This window comes from Arthrobacter globiformis (genome assembly GCF_003261175.1).
GTDB lineage: Bacteria > Actinomycetota > Actinomycetes > Actinomycetales > Micrococcaceae > Arthrobacter > Arthrobacter globiformis_A.
Window position 1 is genome coordinate 201,546 of the sequence record NZ_QLNP01000105.1, and the last position, 15,892, is coordinate 217,437.

Annotated in this window: 12 protein-coding genes and 1 tRNA gene; 5 read left to right on the forward strand and 8 right to left on the reverse strand. The window is 66.5% G+C overall.

What is annotated here, in order from left to right; genetic code table 11:
• Positions 1–157: 157 nt before the first annotated feature.
• Together hrpA and DBZ45_RS23055 are read right to left on the reverse strand one after the other, a co-directional pair.
• Positions 158–4,153 carry an ATP-dependent RNA helicase HrpA gene (gene hrpA / locus DBZ45_RS21700; protein WP_111905872.1) on the reverse strand — a complete coding sequence of 1,332 codons (3,996 nt, stop codon included), beginning with the start codon at positions 4,151–4,153 and terminating at the stop codon, positions 158–160.
• Between the two features lie 165 nt (positions 4,154–4,318).
• Positions 4,319–4,486 (reverse strand): hypothetical protein, encoded by a 168-nt coding sequence (locus DBZ45_RS23055; RefSeq protein WP_190243222.1) that lies wholly within the window; start codon positions 4,484–4,486, stop codon positions 4,319–4,321.
• 81 nt (positions 4,487–4,567) lie between these two features.
• Here DBZ45_RS23055 and DBZ45_RS21705 point away from each other — a divergent pair, with 81 nt between their 5' ends.
• Positions 4,568–5,536 carry a GlxA family transcriptional regulator gene (locus tag DBZ45_RS21705; RefSeq protein ID WP_111905873.1) on the forward strand — a complete coding sequence of 323 codons (969 nt, stop codon included), beginning with the start codon at positions 4,568–4,570 and terminating at the stop codon, positions 5,534–5,536.
• On the opposite strand, the gene DBZ45_RS21710 is transcribed toward DBZ45_RS21705, so the two are convergent.
• The 6 genes from DBZ45_RS21710 to DBZ45_RS21735 all read right to left on the reverse strand — a co-directional run bounded on the left by DBZ45_RS21710 (position 5,533) and on the right by DBZ45_RS21735 (position 10,110).
• Positions 5,533–5,817, reverse strand: a complete 285-nt coding sequence (locus tag DBZ45_RS21710) for a protealysin inhibitor emfourin (RefSeq protein ID WP_111905874.1) — start codon at positions 5,815–5,817, stop codon at positions 5,533–5,535. The two genes, DBZ45_RS21705 and DBZ45_RS21710, sit on opposite strands and share 4 nt — an antisense overlap.
• Before the next feature lie 60 nt (positions 5,818–5,877).
• Positions 5,878–6,918, reverse strand: coding sequence for a M4 family metallopeptidase (locus tag DBZ45_RS21715; protein WP_111905875.1), 1,041 nt, complete (start codon positions 6,916–6,918; stop codon positions 5,878–5,880).
• 99 nt (positions 6,919–7,017) lie between these two features.
• Positions 7,018–7,090 (reverse strand) — tRNA-Arg (locus DBZ45_RS21720).
• 93 nt (positions 7,091–7,183) lie between these two features.
• The gene (locus tag DBZ45_RS21725; protein WP_111905876.1) at positions 7,184–8,740 is read right to left on the reverse strand and encodes a ferredoxin--NADP reductase; all 1,557 of its coding nucleotides are present in this window, start codon (positions 8,738–8,740) and stop codon (positions 7,184–7,186) included.
• Positions 8,737–9,624, reverse strand: a complete 888-nt coding sequence (locus DBZ45_RS21730) for an FAD:protein FMN transferase (protein ID WP_111905877.1) — start codon at positions 9,622–9,624, stop codon at positions 8,737–8,739. The genes DBZ45_RS21725 and DBZ45_RS21730 overlap by 4 nt, the downstream gene beginning before the upstream one ends.
• Before the next feature lie 9 nt (positions 9,625–9,633).
• Positions 9,634–10,110 (reverse strand): FMN-binding protein, encoded by a 477-nt coding sequence (locus tag DBZ45_RS21735; protein WP_111905878.1) that lies wholly within the window; start codon positions 10,108–10,110, stop codon positions 9,634–9,636.
• A gap of 193 nt (positions 10,111–10,303) precedes the next feature.
• Here DBZ45_RS21735 and argS point away from each other — a divergent pair, with 193 nt between their 5' ends.
• The 4 genes from argS to thrC are packed head-to-tail and all read left to right on the forward strand — an operon-like array spanning position 10,304 to position 15,888.
• The gene (gene argS / locus DBZ45_RS21740; RefSeq protein WP_111905879.1) at positions 10,304–11,953 is read left to right on the forward strand and encodes an arginine--tRNA ligase; all 1,650 of its coding nucleotides are present in this window, start codon (positions 10,304–10,306) and stop codon (positions 11,951–11,953) included.
• Positions 11,950–13,452, forward strand: coding sequence for a diaminopimelate decarboxylase (lysA, locus tag DBZ45_RS21745; protein ID WP_262982883.1), 1,503 nt, complete (start codon positions 11,950–11,952; stop codon positions 13,450–13,452). Before argS ends, lysA begins: the two co-directional genes overlap by 4 nt.
• Positions 13,453–14,781 (forward strand): homoserine dehydrogenase, encoded by a 1,329-nt coding sequence (locus tag DBZ45_RS21750; RefSeq protein WP_111905880.1) that lies wholly within the window; start codon positions 13,453–13,455, stop codon positions 14,779–14,781.
• Positions 14,782–15,888, forward strand: coding sequence for a threonine synthase (gene thrC / locus DBZ45_RS21755; protein ID WP_111905881.1), 1,107 nt, complete (start codon positions 14,782–14,784; stop codon positions 15,886–15,888).
• Positions 15,889–15,892 lie beyond the last annotated feature (4 nt).

Below are 15,892 nucleotides of genomic sequence, written 5' to 3' on the forward strand. Positions count from 1 at the left end.
CAGTCTGCCAAGGGGGACTGACAATAAAGGGCCGATAGGGCGCCGGATGAGGGCGGGATCCAAAATGCTACTCAGGTGGGTGCAGGGGCGAGTGGGCAACCCAAGCCGCGGCAGCAGCCGCCGAACGCGAAATTCAGGGCGGTGTAGCCCGTTGACGCTATGCCGCGAGCACCTTGTTCAACGCCGTTCGGATCCGCTTCTCGGACACGGAATAGGCTGTGCCGAGTTCGACGGCGAACAGGCTCACCCTCAGCTCCTCGATCATCCAGCGCACCTGCGTCAGCTCGGCACCGGCGCGCCGGCCGGGCAGCAAAGCCGACACGGCGTCGTCGTAATCATCCTCCAGCTGCTGGACCGCCGCCATGTTGACCGCATCGCGCTGAACGTTGCCGGGCAGCTTCTCGAGGCGTTTTTCGATAGCGGCGAGGTAACGGGGGAGCTGGCTCAGCTGGGCGTAGCCCGTGCGGGCTACGAAACCCGGGAAGACCAGCTGTTCAAGCTGGCTGCGGACATCGTTGAGTGCGCTGATGAGCGCCAGGCTCGTCGTGCCCTTGAGCTGCTTTTGGATCCGGCGCGTGCTCGCGAGGATGCGCTCCACCACGGCCGTAACACTGAAGACGGTGTCTATCAGTTCCGCCCGGACATGCTCAAACAGGGCATCGAACGCTGCCTGGTCCCATGGGAGTTCTGCGGGGGTCAGCTTGTCCACCGCCGCCAGGACGCAGTCTGCGATCAGAGCCGAGACGGACCCGTGCGGGTTCTGGCTGAACGTCAGCTTCTCGGTGTTGTTCAGGTGCTCCAGGACGTATCGGTCCGGCGCCGGCACGCGCAGTGCGAGCAGCCGGATGACTCCGCCCCGCATGGCTTCCTGCTGCTCCGAAGCTGTCTGGAAGATGCGTAGGCCAACGGACTTTCCCTCGTCCACCAGCGCGGGAAATCCGGTGACGGTATGGCCCTTGACGGTGACGCTGGCTTCCCGCTGAATGGCGCCGAACTGCCAGGCGGTCAGGCCGGACTGTTCCGTGAACCCGGCGTGCGCCTGCGGACGGCCGTCCTGTGCCCGCGCGTCCCGCGCGTCCTTTGGGGCCCCTTGCTGCTGGCCCTTCTTCGCAGACCGCGGGCCGGCGGTGGCCGGAGTGGCGCCCAGGGACTCCGCGATGGCCCGGCGGGTGGCCGGCGCCAGCCGCTCCTGCAGCGCTTCCAGGTCCTTGCCCTCGTCCAGAACCTTGCCGCGGCTGTCCACCACCTTGAAGCTCACGCGCAGGTGCGGCGGAACCGCGTCCCAGTTCCAGGACCCGGGCGGGATGATCTGGCCCTTGAGGCGGCGGAGGACAAGCTCAAGCGAGCTCTCGAGCTCGTCCTCGGCCGGGTCGAAATCCGCTTCCAGTGCCGCCACCGCCTGCCGTGCGACGTCGGGGGCAGGAACGAAGCTCTTGCGGACCTGCTTCGGCAGCGACTTGATCAACGCAGTCACGAGTTCCACACGCTGGCCGGGAATCAGCCATCGGAAGGGTGCGTCTTCAAGCTGGTTCAGGAAGAGGACCGGAACTTCCGCCGTCACGCCGTCGGACGGGTTGGGCGTCGAGCCCGGCGCCACGGGATGGAACTCATAGCTCAGGGGCAGTTCAAACCCCTTGTGCAGCCACGTCTTCGGGTACGCGGACTCGTCCAGCGCTTCGGCGTCCTCACTCAGAAGCAGGGCCTCGTCGAAGTCCAGAAGCGCGGGATTCTGCTGCCGGGCGTCCTTCCACCACTTGTCGAAGTGCCGTTCCGAGACGACGTCCTTGCCCACCCGCGCGTCATAGAACTCGAAGAGCGTTTCGTCGTCCACCAGGAGGTCCCGGCGGCGCATCCGTGCCTCGAGTTCCTCAACTTCGTGCAGCAGGGCCCGGTTACGGTGGAAGAACTTGTGGTGCGTCTTCCATTCGCCCTGGACCAGCGCATGCCTGATGAACAGCTCACGGGCCAGGACGGGATCGACCTTGCCGAAGTTGATCCGGCGCTGGGCGATGATGGGCACGCCGTAGAGGGTGACCTTTTCATAGGCCATCACTGCGCCCATCTTGGTGGACCAGTGGGGTTCGCTGTAGCTGCGCTTGATCAGGTGCGGCGCCACCTGCTCGGCCCACACCGGCTCGAACTTGGAGGCCACCCGGGCCCACAGCCGGCTGGTTTCCACGAGCTCGGCAGCCATGACAAATGTGGGCGACTTCTTGAACAGAGCCGAGCCCGGGAAGATGGCAAAACGGGTTCCCCGGGCGCCGGCGTATTCCCGCTTGCGTTCGTCGAGGATGCCGATGTGGCTCAGCAGGCCGGAGAGAAGGCTGATGTGGATGCCCTCGTGGTTGCCCACAGCGTCCGCCTGGCGCTTGTTGTCCAGGCTGATGCCCAGCGGCCGGGCCAGCTGCCGGAGCTGCGTGAACAGGTCCTGCCACTCGCGGACACGCAGGTAGTTGATGAATTCGTTCCGGCAGAGGCGGCGGAACTGGGTGGAGGAGAGCTCCTGCTGTTTCTCGTGGATGTAGTTCCAGAGGTTCAGGTAGCCGGTGAAGTCTGAATTCTCGTCGCGGAAGCGGGCGTGCTTCTCCGCCGCCAGCTGCTGCTTGTCCGTTGGACGTTCGCGGGGGTCCTGAATGGTGAGTGCCGCCGCCAGGATCATCACTTCGCGGACGCAGCCGCGCTGGCCGGCCTCCACAATCATGCGTCCGAGCCGCGGGTCCACCGGGAGCTGGGCAAGCTTATGTCCGACGGCGGTCAGAGCGCCGCCGCCGTTGCGGCCGGCATTCCTGCCCTCCGCTATTGCCGTTTGGGGAGAGCCGGCGGCTGCCTGCGGCGCGCTCAAGGCGCCGAGCTCACGAAGGAGGGTCACGCCGTCGTTGATGGCCCGTGAATCCGGCGGCTCAACGAATGGGAAGTTTTCGATGTCCTTGGGCCCGCGGGCGACACCCATGGCGGTCATCTGCAGGATGACGGCGGCCAGGTTGGTGCGCAGGATTTCCGGATCGGTGTAGAGCGGCCGGGACTCGAAGTCCTCCTCGGAATACAGCCGGATGGCGATGCCGTCCGACACGCGGCCACAGCGCCCGGAGCGCTGGTTGGCCGACGCCTGGGAAACCCGTTCGATGGGCAGCCGCTGCACCTTGGTGCGGTGCGAATAGCGCGAGATGCGCGCGGTGCCGGTGTCGATGACGTACTTGATGCCGGGAACGGTGAGGGAGGTCTCGGCCACGTTGGTGGCCAGCACGATCCTCCGCTTGCTGCCCGGGTTGAACACCCGGTGCTGTTCCTGCAGGCTCAGCCGCGCGAAAAGCGGCAGGACCTCGGTTCCGGCCAGCCGCCGGTTGGTCTGGATCCTGGCCTGCAGCGCGTCCGCGGCGTCCCGGATCTCCCGCTCGCCGGAGAAGAAGATGAGGATGTCGCCTGGCGCTTCCAGGGCGAGTTCGTCGACGGCGTCGCACACCGCGTCCAGCGGATCCCGGTCTTCCTCGAGTTCATCGTCGGAGGAGTTGTCCTCGTCATCGCCGGTGGACGGGCCGCCGGCTGGCTGCGAGAGCGGCCGGTAGCGGATCTCCACGGGGAACGTTCTCCCGGACACCTCAACGATCGGTGCCGGTTCCTCATCCGAGCCGAAGTGCTTGGCGAAGCGCTCGGGGTCGATGGTGGCGGAGGTGATGATGACCTTCAGGTCCGGCCGCTGAGGCAGGATCCGCTTGAGGTAGCCGAGGATGAAGTCGATGTTCAGGCTGCGTTCGTGCGCCTCATCGATGATGATCGCGTTGTACTTGCGGAGCAGCTTGTCGCGCTGGATTTCGGCCAGCAGGATGCCGTCGGTCATCAGTTTGACCTTGGTGGATTTGCTCACCTCGCCGGTGAAGCGGACCTGGAAGCCCACCTCCTGGCCGATGTCGACGCCGAGTTCGGAGGCGATGCGCTCGGCCACCGTGCGGGCTGCGAGCCGCCGCGGCTGGGTATGGCCGATCAGTCCGTTGTCCCCCAGGCCCAGCTCCAAGCACATCTTGGGAATCTGGGTGGTCTTTCCGGAGCCGGTCTCGCCGGCAATGATGGTCACCTGGTTGGCGGCAATCGCGGCCATCAGGTCCTCGCGGCGCTCGGAAACCGGCAGCTCGGCGGGGTAGGAGATGTGAAAAGTCATGGCTCCTCCAAGTCTACTGCCGTGTAAAAGGACCCGGCGTACGCCGGGTCCTTGGTGTTGGTGGGGATTGTGGTTCTGGGTGGGCAGTGTTTTTCGGGTGGAGGACAGTGGCGGGCGGACATTGGCGGGCGGACAGTGAACAGGTGTGGCCGGGGTCATCCGCCGCTAGAAGATGCGCATCGTGTAGTTGCTGCTGGGTAGGTCTAGTGCGGACCAGTCGCGCACCGAGTGTTCGGGAGGGGTGTGACCGCGCCCGTCCCGCAGAATGGCGCCGACCGTGGCGGCAGCTGCAATGAGGACCAGGACAAGAAGGGCGATTCCGAAGATTTCCATGTCTCCATGGTTCTCCTGCGCAAGTCACGAAAGAAGTGGCAGAAATGCCTAAAATGTACAAATTTCTGCCATACTGGAAACATGCTCAAATCAGTGGCAATCATTGCGGTTCCCAACTTCTCGATCTTCGAGTTCGGTACCGCCTTTGAGGTGTTTGGCATCGACCGTTCGGACCGGGGAACAGGCGTGCCGCAGTTCGACTTCCGGGTGTGTACTCCGGTGCCCGGCGAAGTTCCGCTGAAATCCGGCCTCACCATGAACGTCGGCCTCGGCCTGGAGGCCGCCGCCGATGCCGACCTGGTGATCATGGCGCCCTACGGCCGGGAAGAAGATGTGCCGGAATCAGTCCTCGATGCCCTCCGGGCGGCGCACAGCCGCGGTGCTTGGGTGATGTCGATCTGCTCCGGCGCGTTCGCGCTGGCGCGAGCCGGGATCCTGGACGGACGCCGGTGCACCACGCACTGGCATTACTCTGAAGAATTGGCGGCCCAGTACCCCAAAGTCCTGGTCGACGAGAATGTCCTCTACGTCCAGGACGGACGGATCATCTCCAGCGCCGGTACGGCGGCGGGCATCGACGCCTGTCTGCATCTGGTGAGGATCGAGTTTGGGGCCGCCGTGGCTGCCGCCATTGCCAGGGACATGGTGGTTCCGCCGCACCGCGACGGTGGCCAGGCCCAGTTCATCGACCGGCCTATGCCTGAGTGCGGCTCCCAGCCCATGGAGGAACTCCTCCGGTGGATGGTGGCGAACCTCGACGAGGAGCATCCCGTCCAGGAGCTGGCCGCCCGCGTGCATATGTCGCCGCGCACCTTTGCCCGGCGGTTCCGTGCTGAAACTGGAGCCACCCCGGCTGCGTGGCTCAACTCCCAGCGGGTCCTGCGCGCTCAGGAGCTCCTGGAGTCCACGGAACTGAACATCGACGAGGTGGCGCGGCAGTCAGGGTTCGGCCACCCCGTGCTGCTTCGGCACCACTTCGCCAAGGTGCTGGACACGAGTCCGCAGTCCTACCGACGGGCCTTCCGCGGCCAGATGGCCCCGGCCGGCTAGGCCGATTCTTCGGCTGCTGCCCGGGTGGACTCCACCAGCACCCGCCAGGGACCGGTCACAGCCGTCTCCGGCAGGGTGGCGCGGCGCTGGCCGGCACGGATGGAGTACATGAAGCGGTCCGGCTGCCCATCCGCCGCCTGGCGGGGATCGTCGACGGCGTCCCAAGGGCACGCTTCGACGAGCGGCTGCCAGCGGCTCTTGTCACTGGTGGTGACGGCAAGCACCGTCCAGACACGGGTGAGTGCGGCTATCCCGCCGCTGCGCTCGACTGTGATTTTCATGGCGAGGCTCCCGGGTTTCCGCGGCCGCCGGGAAGCGGAATGTCACAGTCCCGGCGCCGGTTAGAGCTTTACCTTCACAGTCTCCCACGCCCCGCGCACGGCGTCATGCTCTGCCGACTCCTCGCCGAACAGTTCCTTCGCCGTCGCCGCGGTGGCTTTGGCGAAGGCTGTGAAGGTGCTGGTCGGGCTCAGCGAGCCGTTTGTCAGGGTCTCGTACCAGATCTGGCCCGGCGCTTCCCAGGCGTTCCCGCCCAGGGTCTGGGCGACGACGCAGAACGCCCGGTTCGGGATGCCGGAGTTAATGTGGACCCCGCCGTTGTCCGCCCTCGTGCGCACGTAGGAGTCCATGGAGTCCGGCTGCGGGTCCTTGCCGAGGACGTCGTCGTCGTACGCGGTTCCCGGTGCCTTCATGGAGCGCAGCGCGGACCCTTCAACCTGCGGCGTGAACAGCCCTTGGCCGATCAGCCAGGAGGCTTCGGCGGTGGTCTGCTTCCGGAAATACTGCTCCACGAGTGCGCCGAACACGTCGGACACGGACTCGTTGATGGCCCCGGCCTGGTTGCGGTAGGCGAGTCCGGCCGAAAACTGCGTCACACCGTGGGCCAGTTCGTGGCCAATCACGCTGAGCGAGCTGGTGAACCGCTCGAAGACCTCGCCGTCGCCGTCGCCAAACACCATTTGCTGGCCGTCCCAAAACGCGTTGTCGTACATTCTGCCGAAGTGGACAGTGGCGTTCAGCGGCATTCCCAGGCCGTCGATGGAGTTGCGTCCGAAGGCGTCCGCGTAGAGGACGTGCGTATGGCCCAGGCCGTCGTAGGCCTCGTCGACGGCGGGGTCGCCCGTGGCGGCGTCGCCCTCTTTCCTGACAACCTGCCCGGGCAGGGACTCGCCGGACTTGGCGTCAAAGACGGACCTGTTGACCGAAGCGGGCTCCAGTTGCCTGATGCCGGCAGGGGCGGACGGCGCCGCCGCGCGGCCCGCGTGCACGGCCCCGACGTGGAGGAGGGCTTCCTTGGCGGCGCGGGCAACGGCCGAGAACCGGGGTGACTTTTGGGCAGCCAAGCGGCGAAGGATGTACGGCGGAACGATTGAACAGACCATGCCACTCACACTACGAAGGGCCTCTGACATTCTGCGTCAGGGACACTCGAGACACAGAAAACCCCCGTCGCTTTCAGTAAGCGGCGGGGGTTTCTTCTGTGCCCTCGATAGGATTCGAACCTACGGCCTTCTGCTCCGGAGGCAGACGCTCTATCCCCTGAGCTACGAGGGCATCCAGGGATCCTGCCGTTCCCGGCCGGACGTCCTAGAGCTTAGCAGGAAGGTGGGCCGGAATGGAAAACGAAACCCGCTTCCGTGCCCCACATCAGTATCCCGCGAACGAATCCACGTGGATACGGCGTGCGCCGGCATGCCGGGCGGCGCGCCGCAGCGAGCCGACGCTGGCCGGTGAACCCGAGATGAAAACCCTTCGCTGGCCAATGTCCGGCACCAGCCGTTGCAGTGCGTGACCGTCAAGCCGCTCGCCCGGGGCAAGCACAGCACCGGCGTCCTCGATGAAGTCCGGCGGCGCCGATCCGTCCGCGAGCCGGGCAACGACGCGGGCGCCGGAATCCTCCAGTTCGGCCGCGTAGGCGAGTTCCGATGCGCTCCGGGCGAGGTAGAGAAGCACGGTGTCGCGCTCGCGGGCCACCCCGGCGGACAAGCGCGCCAGATACGGCGTGATACCGATGCCGGCGGCAATGAGCAGCACGGGGTCCGAACCCTTCGGCAGGACAAAGTCACCCGCCACGGTGGTGGCCGTGAGCTCCTCGCCGGGTTGGAGGGACAGCAGCTTGCGCTTGGCAGCGGAGACGGGGTCAGCAGTGCCGACGCCGATCTTCACATGCTTCGCGTCGGGCGGGCTGGTCAGGCTGAACACGCGGCGCCTTCCCCGTCCGTCGGGCTTGGGGTGCGGAAGATCCAGTTCGAGGTACTGGCCGGACGCGTGGCGGAGCGGGCGCTGGGGGCGGAAGACGAATTCCGTCGTCGTCGGCGTAAGCCTGCGGGAGTGGCTGAACAGCAGCCGGACGCTTCCGCGCTGGCCGGCCAGGAATGCCAGCAGATTGCCCACCAGCAGTGCCAGCTCGGGGGAGTTGGCCAGGAAGCCGAGGTTGAAGGGTGTAGCCAGCAGGATTCCGACGACGGCGGCGAGCGCCAGCTGCTGCCAGCGCCGGGGTGGCAGGGTGAGCGGCTCGGTGAGCATGAAGCCGGCAAAGAACAGCACAGGGCCTTGCGCCAGGGTTTGCCACACGACACTTCCGAGGTCGACGCCGGAAGACATTTGCACCGCGGCCACGACGCCGGTTGCCACCAGGACGAAGACTGCGGCCATGAGCGTTTTTCGGGTCCGGTAGAGCACCAGCAGGACGCCCGGGACCAGAAGCATGAGCATGGCAGGTGTGCCGGCCCACCACGTGGCGATGTTGAGCCCGGTAAGCCCGGTGATGAAGGCCCCGGCGGCCGCGGGGTTGAACACATGGCGGCCGCGCCAGGCGAGGGCGTACTTGGAGGCAGACGCCAGGACGCAGGCCAGTGCCACCCCGGCCAGGTCCATCGGTGCAAAGGCCGGGCCGAGCTGAGTCGGCCAGAACAGGAAGTACAGCAGGAGGCCTGTAATCAGCGACGATTCCGAATGCGGCTGAACCTTGAACAGCACGGCCAGGGCGCGGTTGGAAACGTACGTCAGCGCAAGGCAGAGGGCCAGGTGTGCGAGCATGTTCGGAATACCGAAGGTCAGCCAGCCGAGGGCGTCGAGCAGGAGGCTGTAGGCAGCCAGCGAGGCAAGCACCAACAACACCAGCCTGTACATCGTGAACCGGCCCAGGTACGCGTCAAGGGCGGTGCCGGGTGAGGCCTGCTGCCGGGAGGTGGTTGAACTCATGTGAACAGCCTTCCTTCGAATTCCGCGGAGTACTCCGCGCTGCCGTTGGAAAATACCTTGAGCCAGGAAAAACGGAAATGCCGTTCCAGGTCCTCGGCCGGAACCAGGAACAGGGCGGTGGCGAGGGCGTCAGCCTCCAGGGCCGTGTCCGCCAAGGCCCACGCGGCCACCACCGTCCTGACCGGCGCGCCTGTGGTGCCGTCCAGGACATGATGGAGCCCGTCTCCCCACGCCCGCCGGTTCGACGCCGAAGCGCAGAGGGCGCCGGATCCCAGCGGCACAGTTCCTATCGCCTTAGTGGCGTCATACGGATGCTCCAGCGCCACCTGCACCGGCTCCTGTCCGCCGTCTTCCGTGCTGCCGTTCAGCAGGTCCCCGCTGGCGTCAATGAAGAATTCCGGAACACCGTGGCTCCCTAGCTGTTCGGCGAGAAGATCCACGAGCTGGCCCTTGCCCGCCGCGCCAATATCCAGCACCACCGGGGCAGTGGTGCGCAGTGACGTTCCGTGCCATTCCAGGACGGCGTCCCAGGCCGGGGGAGCCGCAGCTTCCCCGCGGGGCCGCAGCGAATATTGTGGATCGTAGCCCAGCCGCTCAAGGCTTTCACCGATGAGGGGCGTCATGGCGCCGCCGCTGAGCGTGTAGAGCTGCCGGTAGAGTGCGGCCAGGCCCGCGGCTTCGGGCGGCAGCTCGTATTGTCCGGGCGCCGCGGCGATCCGGGCCACCAGGGAGTCCTCCCGGAACCTGGACCACGTGGAGTCGTAGCGCTCCACTTCGGCGAGCACTGAGCTGCGCAGCACCGGGGGCAACGGGGCAGGAGTGGAGATTTCCCAACTGGTGCCGATGCCGTCAAAACGAAAGCCCTGCCAGCCCGGATGCGGCATGGCAGCCGCCTACAGGGCCTGCGCCTTGATCGCTTCGACCGCCTGGTTGAAGCCGCCACTGGTCAGGGAGGAGCCGGCCACCTTGGAGACGTTGATCTCATCCAGGCTCTTGCCCACCACCTGGTCAGCGATGCCGCCGGCGAACTCGCCCTGGAACTTCCGGGTGTTGGGATTGGACGGGTGCTCGGTGATCTCCACCGCGGACACCGTGCCGCCGGCCAGCGTCAGCTGGACGCCAACGGTCTCGGTGCCGTTGGGGGACTTGTAGTTGCCGTCCGCGCTGTAGGTCCCGTCCTTGTAGCCGGCTGCGGCGCCCGCCGAGGGCCCGGGTGCCGCCGAAGCGGTTGCCGACGCAGAAGCGGGCGCCGAGGGCTCGGTCTCCTGGGCGGCAGGCTGCTGGGCCGACGGCGCGCAGCCGGCGACCGTTCCGGCGAGGGACAGGCCGGCCATGCCGGCGAAAACAGTTTTGCGGATTGAAGGCTTCACGGGGTCTCTTTTCGTGGTGCGGGCACTTTAGGGACAGCGTTGTGGCTTGGTGTTGATGTTTCAACAATTTCACCGGTCAGTAAAGGTTAAAGGGTTTCCCTGTGAATTTCCCTACTATTTGCTGTGACGTGGGGAGCCGTGTGGGCCCCTACCGGATTCCGCGCCACGACGGGCTCCCCGGTAGTCTAGGAGTGTGACTCCCGAAGAACTCTCCCTCGCAATATCCGCCTGCCTGAAAGACGCCGTTGCCGCCGGCGACATCGCCCTTGCCGAGGCGGCGATACCGGAATCCGTCCTGGTGGAGCGTCCGAAGAACCGGGAGCACGGCGACTGGGCCACCAACATCGCCCTGCAGCTGGCAAAGAAGGCCGGAACCAACCCGCGCGAATTCGCCACGCTGCTCAGCGCGCGGCTTAAGGACATCAACGGCGTTGCCGGTGTGGAAATCGCCGGTCCCGGCTTCCTTAACATCACGGTTGACGCGGCGGCCGCCGGAGCGCTGGCCAAAGCCATCGTCGAAGCGGGCAGCGAGTACGGCACCAACGCCGCGCTTGCCGGCCACACCGTCAACATGGAGTTTGTCTCCGCCAACCCCACCGGGCCGCTGCACATCGGCCACACGCGCTGGGCTGCCCTCGGTGACTCGATCGCCAGGGTGCTTCGCGCCTCGGGTGCCGACGTCACCGCCGAGTACTACATCAACGACGCCGGTTCCCAGATGAACGTCTTCGCCAACTCGGTGCTGTCGCGCCTGCACGGCCGCGACGTGCCTGAGGGCGGCTACCCGGGCGAATACATCCGCGACTTGGGCCACGATGTCTTGACCCGGCACCCGGACATCCGCGAACTGACCGATGCCGCGGCGCTGCCCGTGATCCGCGCCGCGGCCTACGAGGCGCAGCTCAAGGACATCAAGGACACCCTGGCTGACTTTGGGGTCGCCTTCGACGTGTTCTTCTCCGAGCAGGAACTTCACGACGCCGGCGCGATCGAAAGTGCGGTTGCCCGCCTTCGCGAGCAGGGCCACGTGTTCGACGACGGCGGTGCCGTCTGGCTGCGCACCACCGACTTCGGTGATGACAAGGACCGCGTGATGATCCGCGCGAACGGCGAGCCGACCTACTTCGCGGCCGATGCCGCGTACTACCTGTCCAAGAAGGACCGCGGCTACACGGAAAAGATCTACCTCCTGGGAGCCGACCACCACGGCTACATCAACCGGCTCAAGGCCATCGCCGCCGCCGCCGGCGATGATCCCGAGGTCAACATCGAGGTCCTGATCGGCCAGCTGGTTTCCGTCAACGGCGCCAAACTCTCCAAGCGCGCCGGCAACATCATTGAGCTCAAGGACCTGATCTCCTGGCTGGGAACGGACGCGGTCCGCTACTCGCTGGCACGCTTCCCGGCCGACTCCCCGCTCACGCTGGACCCCGAGCTGCTCAAGAAGCACTCCAACGAGAACCCCGTGTTCTACGTGCAGTATGCGCACGCCCGTTCCCGCGGCACCGCGCGTAACGCCGTGGCTGCCGGAGTGGACCGGAGCGCCTTCGACGCCTCCCTGCTGGACCACGCCACGGAGAACGAACTGCTGTCCTACCTGGGCAGCTACCCCTCCATCGTGGCCAAGGCAGCGGAACTGCGCGAGCCGCACCGCGTGGCACGGCACCTCGAGGTCATCGCCGGCGCCTACCACCGCTGGTACGACGCCTGCCGGGTGGCGCCCATGGGTGACGAACCGGTTACGGACACCAACCGCACCAGGCTGTGGCTCAATGACGCCACCAGCCAGGTGCTGGCCAACGGACTTGAACTGCTGGGCGTTTCGGCGCCGGAACGGATGTGATTCGGTTGCAAACCACCAACACCGAAACCACCAGCGCAGCCTCGCCGCTGGCTCCGGAGTGGCTCGCCGTCCCCTCGGACATCAACGCCCTCCACACCCCCGTGTGGGCCGGCGGAGTGGAGCGGAGTGCCGGCGGTGAACTGGCCATTGACGGCATCCCGGTCAGCAGCCTCAAGGAACAGTTCGGCACGCCACTTTTCGTCATGAGCGAATCGGACTTCCGTGCACGTGCCCGCGCCTTCAAGGACGCGTTCGACGAAGCCTTTGCCGACATCTGCGGGGGAGTGGATGTCTACTACGCCGGCAAGTCATTCCTCTGCACCGCCGTCGCGGCATGGGTCGCCGAAGAAGGGCTGCGGCTGGACACGTGTTCCGGCGGCGAACTCGCCGTAGCCGCCCGCGCCGGCATCGACGGCGCCAACCTCTCGCTGCACGGCAACAACAAGTCCGACGCCGAGATCAACCGGGCGCTGGACATGGACCTCGGCCGCATTGTGGTGGACAGCCTCGACGAGCTGGAGCGCGTGGCCAAAATCGCCTCCGGCCGCGGGGAGACCGCCAAGGTCATGCTGCGGCTGACGCCCGGCGTGCACGCCCATACCCACGAGTTCATCGCCACCGCCCACGAAGACCAGAAATTCGGCCTCTCCATGGCGGAGGATACGACCGACGAAGCAGGCCTGTCCGCCGCCGAGGAGGCCGTCGCCGCGGCAACGTCCTACCCCAGCGTGGAGCTGCTGGGCCTGCACTGCCATATCGGTTCGCAGATCTTCGAGCCGGACGGCTTTGCGCTGGCCGCGCAGAAGCTCCTGACCTTCCTGGCCGCCGTGCAGGCCAAATATTCCATTACCCTTCCCGAGCTTGACCTCGGCGGCGGCTACGGCATCGCCTACACGCCCGTGGACACGCCCCGCCCGGCAGCCGACATCGCGCAGGCGATGGCCGCCGTCGTACGTTCCAAGTGCTCCGAACTGGGCATCACCGCACCCCGGATTTCCATCGAGCCCGGCCGCGCGATCGTGGGCAGCAGCACCTTCACGCTGTACGAGGTGGGCACGCTGAAAACCGTCCGCGTGGACGCCCCGGCCGGCGGCGACGGCGCAGCCGGTGAAAATACTGCTAAAAACGTTACGCACCCGCGCCGCTATGTGTCAGTGGACGGCGGCATGAGCGACAACGCCCGTCCGGTGCTGTACGACGCGGATTATTCGGCCATTCTCGCGTCGCGGACCTCCGCCGCGGCCCCGCAGCTGTCCCGCGTAGTGGGCAAACATTGCGAGAGCGGCGACATAGTTGTTAGAGATGTATATCTGCCCGAGGACGTGGCAGCCGGTGATCTGCTCGCTGTACCGGGGACCGGCGCCTACTGCTGGGCCCTGTCAAGCAACTACAACTATCTGGCCCGGCCGGGCGTTGTCGCTGTGCGCGACGGATCTCCCCGGCTGATTGTCCGCGGGGAAACCGAAGAAGATCTGCTGAACCGCGACATGGGAGCCTGAATGACCGAATTGCGAACCCTGAAAGTGGCCCTGCTGGGCTGTGGCAACGTCGGGGCTCAGGTGGCGCGGATTCTGATTGACGACGCCGGCACCCTGGCGCCGCGCACCGGCGCCCGCCTGGAACTGGCCGGCATCGCGGTGCGTAACCTCGACGCCGAACGCGACGTGGACCTCCCGCGCGACCTCTTCACCACCGACGGTGAAACGCTGGTCAAGGAGGCTGACCTCGTGATCGAGCTGATGGGCGGCATCGAGCCTGCCCGCTCGCTGATCCTCTCCGCCATCCAGAACGGCGCCAGCGTGGTCACGGGCAACAAGGCCCTGCTGGCCGCCGATGGTCCTGCACTCTACGAAGAAGCGGACAAGGCCGGCGTCGAGCTGTCCTACGAAGCCGCCGTGGCAGGCGCCATCCCCATCCTGCGCCCCATCCGCGACAGCCTCTCCGGTGACCGCATCACCCGCGTGCTCGGCATCGTCAACGGCACCACCAACTTCATCCTTGACCAGATGGACTCCACCGGCGCGCAGTTCGCCGACGCACTTGCCGAGGCCCAGCGGCTCGGCTACGCCGAGGCTGACCCGACGGCCGACGTCGAGGGGCACGACGCCGCGGCCAAGGCCGCCATCCTGGCGTCCCTGTCCTTCCACACCCGCTTCGACCTCGAGAACGTCTACTGCGAGGGCATCACCCGCGTCAGCGCCGCCGACATCGCCGCCGCCAAGGAAGCGGGCTTCGTCATCAAGCTGCTGGCCATCGCCGAGAAAATCACCGCCACTGGCACGGAAACAGCCGGCAACGAGGGCGTTTCCGTGCGCGTCCACCCGACGCTCCTGCCGCGCGAGCACCCGCTGGCAGCCGTCCGCGGTGCGTTCAACGCCGTCTTTGTCGAGGCGGAGAACGCCGGCGAGCTGATGTTCTACGGCCAGGGCGCCGGCGGAACCCCGACGGCGTCTGCCGTGCTGGGCGACCTCGTCTCGGCGGCCCGCCGGATCGTCCTGGGCGGCCCCGGACGCATCGAGTCCACCACCGGCCACGTCCCGGCGCTGCCGATCGATGCCGCAACCACCAGCTACTACATCGGCCTGGACGTTGCGGACCAGCCCGGCGTGCTGGCGAAGATCGCCCAGCTGTTCGCCGAGCACGGCGTATCCATCGAAATCATGCGCCAGACCATCCACCGCGATGCCGACTCCAACGTGGAATCGGCCGAGCTGCGGATCGTCACCCACCGCGCAAGCGAAGCTGCACTGGCAGCAACCGTCGAAGCCGTGAAGGCCCTCGACGTGATCAATTCCGTTACATCCGTACTGCGGGTAGAAGGAGCTTAAGTGGCTCACCAATGGCGCGGTGTCATCCGCGAATATGCTGACCGTCTGCCCGTCACGGCGGCCACCAAGGTCATCACCCTCGGGGAGGGCGGCACCCCCCTGGTTTATGCGCAGAAGCTGTCCGAACTGACGGGCTCCGAGGTCTACCTCAAGGTCGAGGGCATGAACCCCACCGGTTCCTTCAAGGACCGCGGCATGACCATGGCCATGACCGCGGCCGTTGAGGCCGGGGCCAAGGCCGTGGTGTGCGCCTCCACCGGCAACACCTCAGCGTCCGCCGCAGCATACGCCACCGCCGCCGGCCTGACGTGTGCCGTGCTGGTGCCCGAAGGCAAGATCTCCATGGGCAAGCTGAGCCAGGCCATCGCGCACGGCGCCACGCTCCTGCAGGTCGACGGCAACTTCGACAACTGCCTGGACATCGCCCGCAAGCTGGGCGAATCCTACCCGGTATTCCTGGTCAACTCCGTGAATCCGGCCCGCATCCAGGGCCAGAAGACCGGCGCCTTCGAGATCGTCGATGCCCTGGGCGACGCCCCGGACATCCACGTGCTCCCGGTCGGCAACGCCGGAAACATCACGGCCTACTGGAAGGGCTACAAGGAGTACTCCGCCCCGTTCGAGTCCGAAACTGCCGGAACCCTCGCTCCCGTCGCCACCAGGACCCCCGCCATGTGGGGCTTCCAGGCCGCAGGCGCCGCGCCCTTCGTGGCCGGCCACCCCATCACGGAACCGGATACCATCGCCACCGCTATCCGGATCGGCAATCCTGCCTCCTGGGACGGCGCCATTGCGGCCCGTGACGAGTCCGGCGGATTCATCGATTCCGTCACTGACGAGGAAATCCTGGCCGCCCACCGCTGGCTGTCTTCCGGTGAGGGCGTCTTCGTGGAGCCCGGCTCGGCGGCCGGCGTCGCAGGCCTGCTCAAGAAGCACGCCGCAGGGGAGGTACCCGCCGGCAAGACCATCGCCATCACCGTCACCGGACACGGCCTCAAGGACCCGCAGTGGGCCCTCAGGACCGAGGACGGCAGCGATGTCCAGCCTGTCAAAGTGTCCAACGACGTCGTGACCGTTGCTGCGGAACTGGGACTGGAAGACAAATAACAGT

Excerpts from the sequence above, each read along its gene's own strand:
- DBZ45_RS21750 (WP_111905880.1), top strand. The coding sequence starts at position 13,453 with ATGACCGAATTGCGAACCCTGAAAGTGGCCCTGCTGGGCTGTGGCAAC.
- DBZ45_RS21705 (WP_111905873.1), top strand. The coding sequence starts at position 4,568 with ATGCTCAAATCAGTGGCAATCATTGCGGTTCCCAACTTCTCGATCTTC.
- DBZ45_RS21725 (WP_111905876.1), bottom strand. The coding sequence starts at position 8,740 with ATGAGTTCAACCACCTCCCGGCAGCAGGCCTCACCCGGCACCGCCCTT.
- DBZ45_RS21730 (WP_111905877.1), bottom strand. The coding sequence starts at position 9,624 with ATGCCGCATCCGGGCTGGCAGGGCTTTCGTTTTGACGGCATCGGCACC.
- DBZ45_RS21715 (WP_111905875.1), bottom strand. The coding sequence starts at position 6,918 with ATGGTCTGTTCAATCGTTCCGCCGTACATCCTTCGCCGCTTGGCTGCC.
- DBZ45_RS21710 (WP_111905874.1), bottom strand. The coding sequence starts at position 5,817 with ATGAAAATCACAGTCGAGCGCAGCGGCGGGATAGCCGCACTCACCCGT.
- DBZ45_RS23055 (WP_190243222.1), bottom strand. The coding sequence starts at position 4,486 with ATGGAAATCTTCGGAATCGCCCTTCTTGTCCTGGTCCTCATTGCAGCT.
- hrpA (WP_111905872.1), bottom strand. The coding sequence starts at position 4,153 with ATGACTTTTCACATCTCCTACCCCGCCGAGCTGCCGGTTTCCGAGCGC.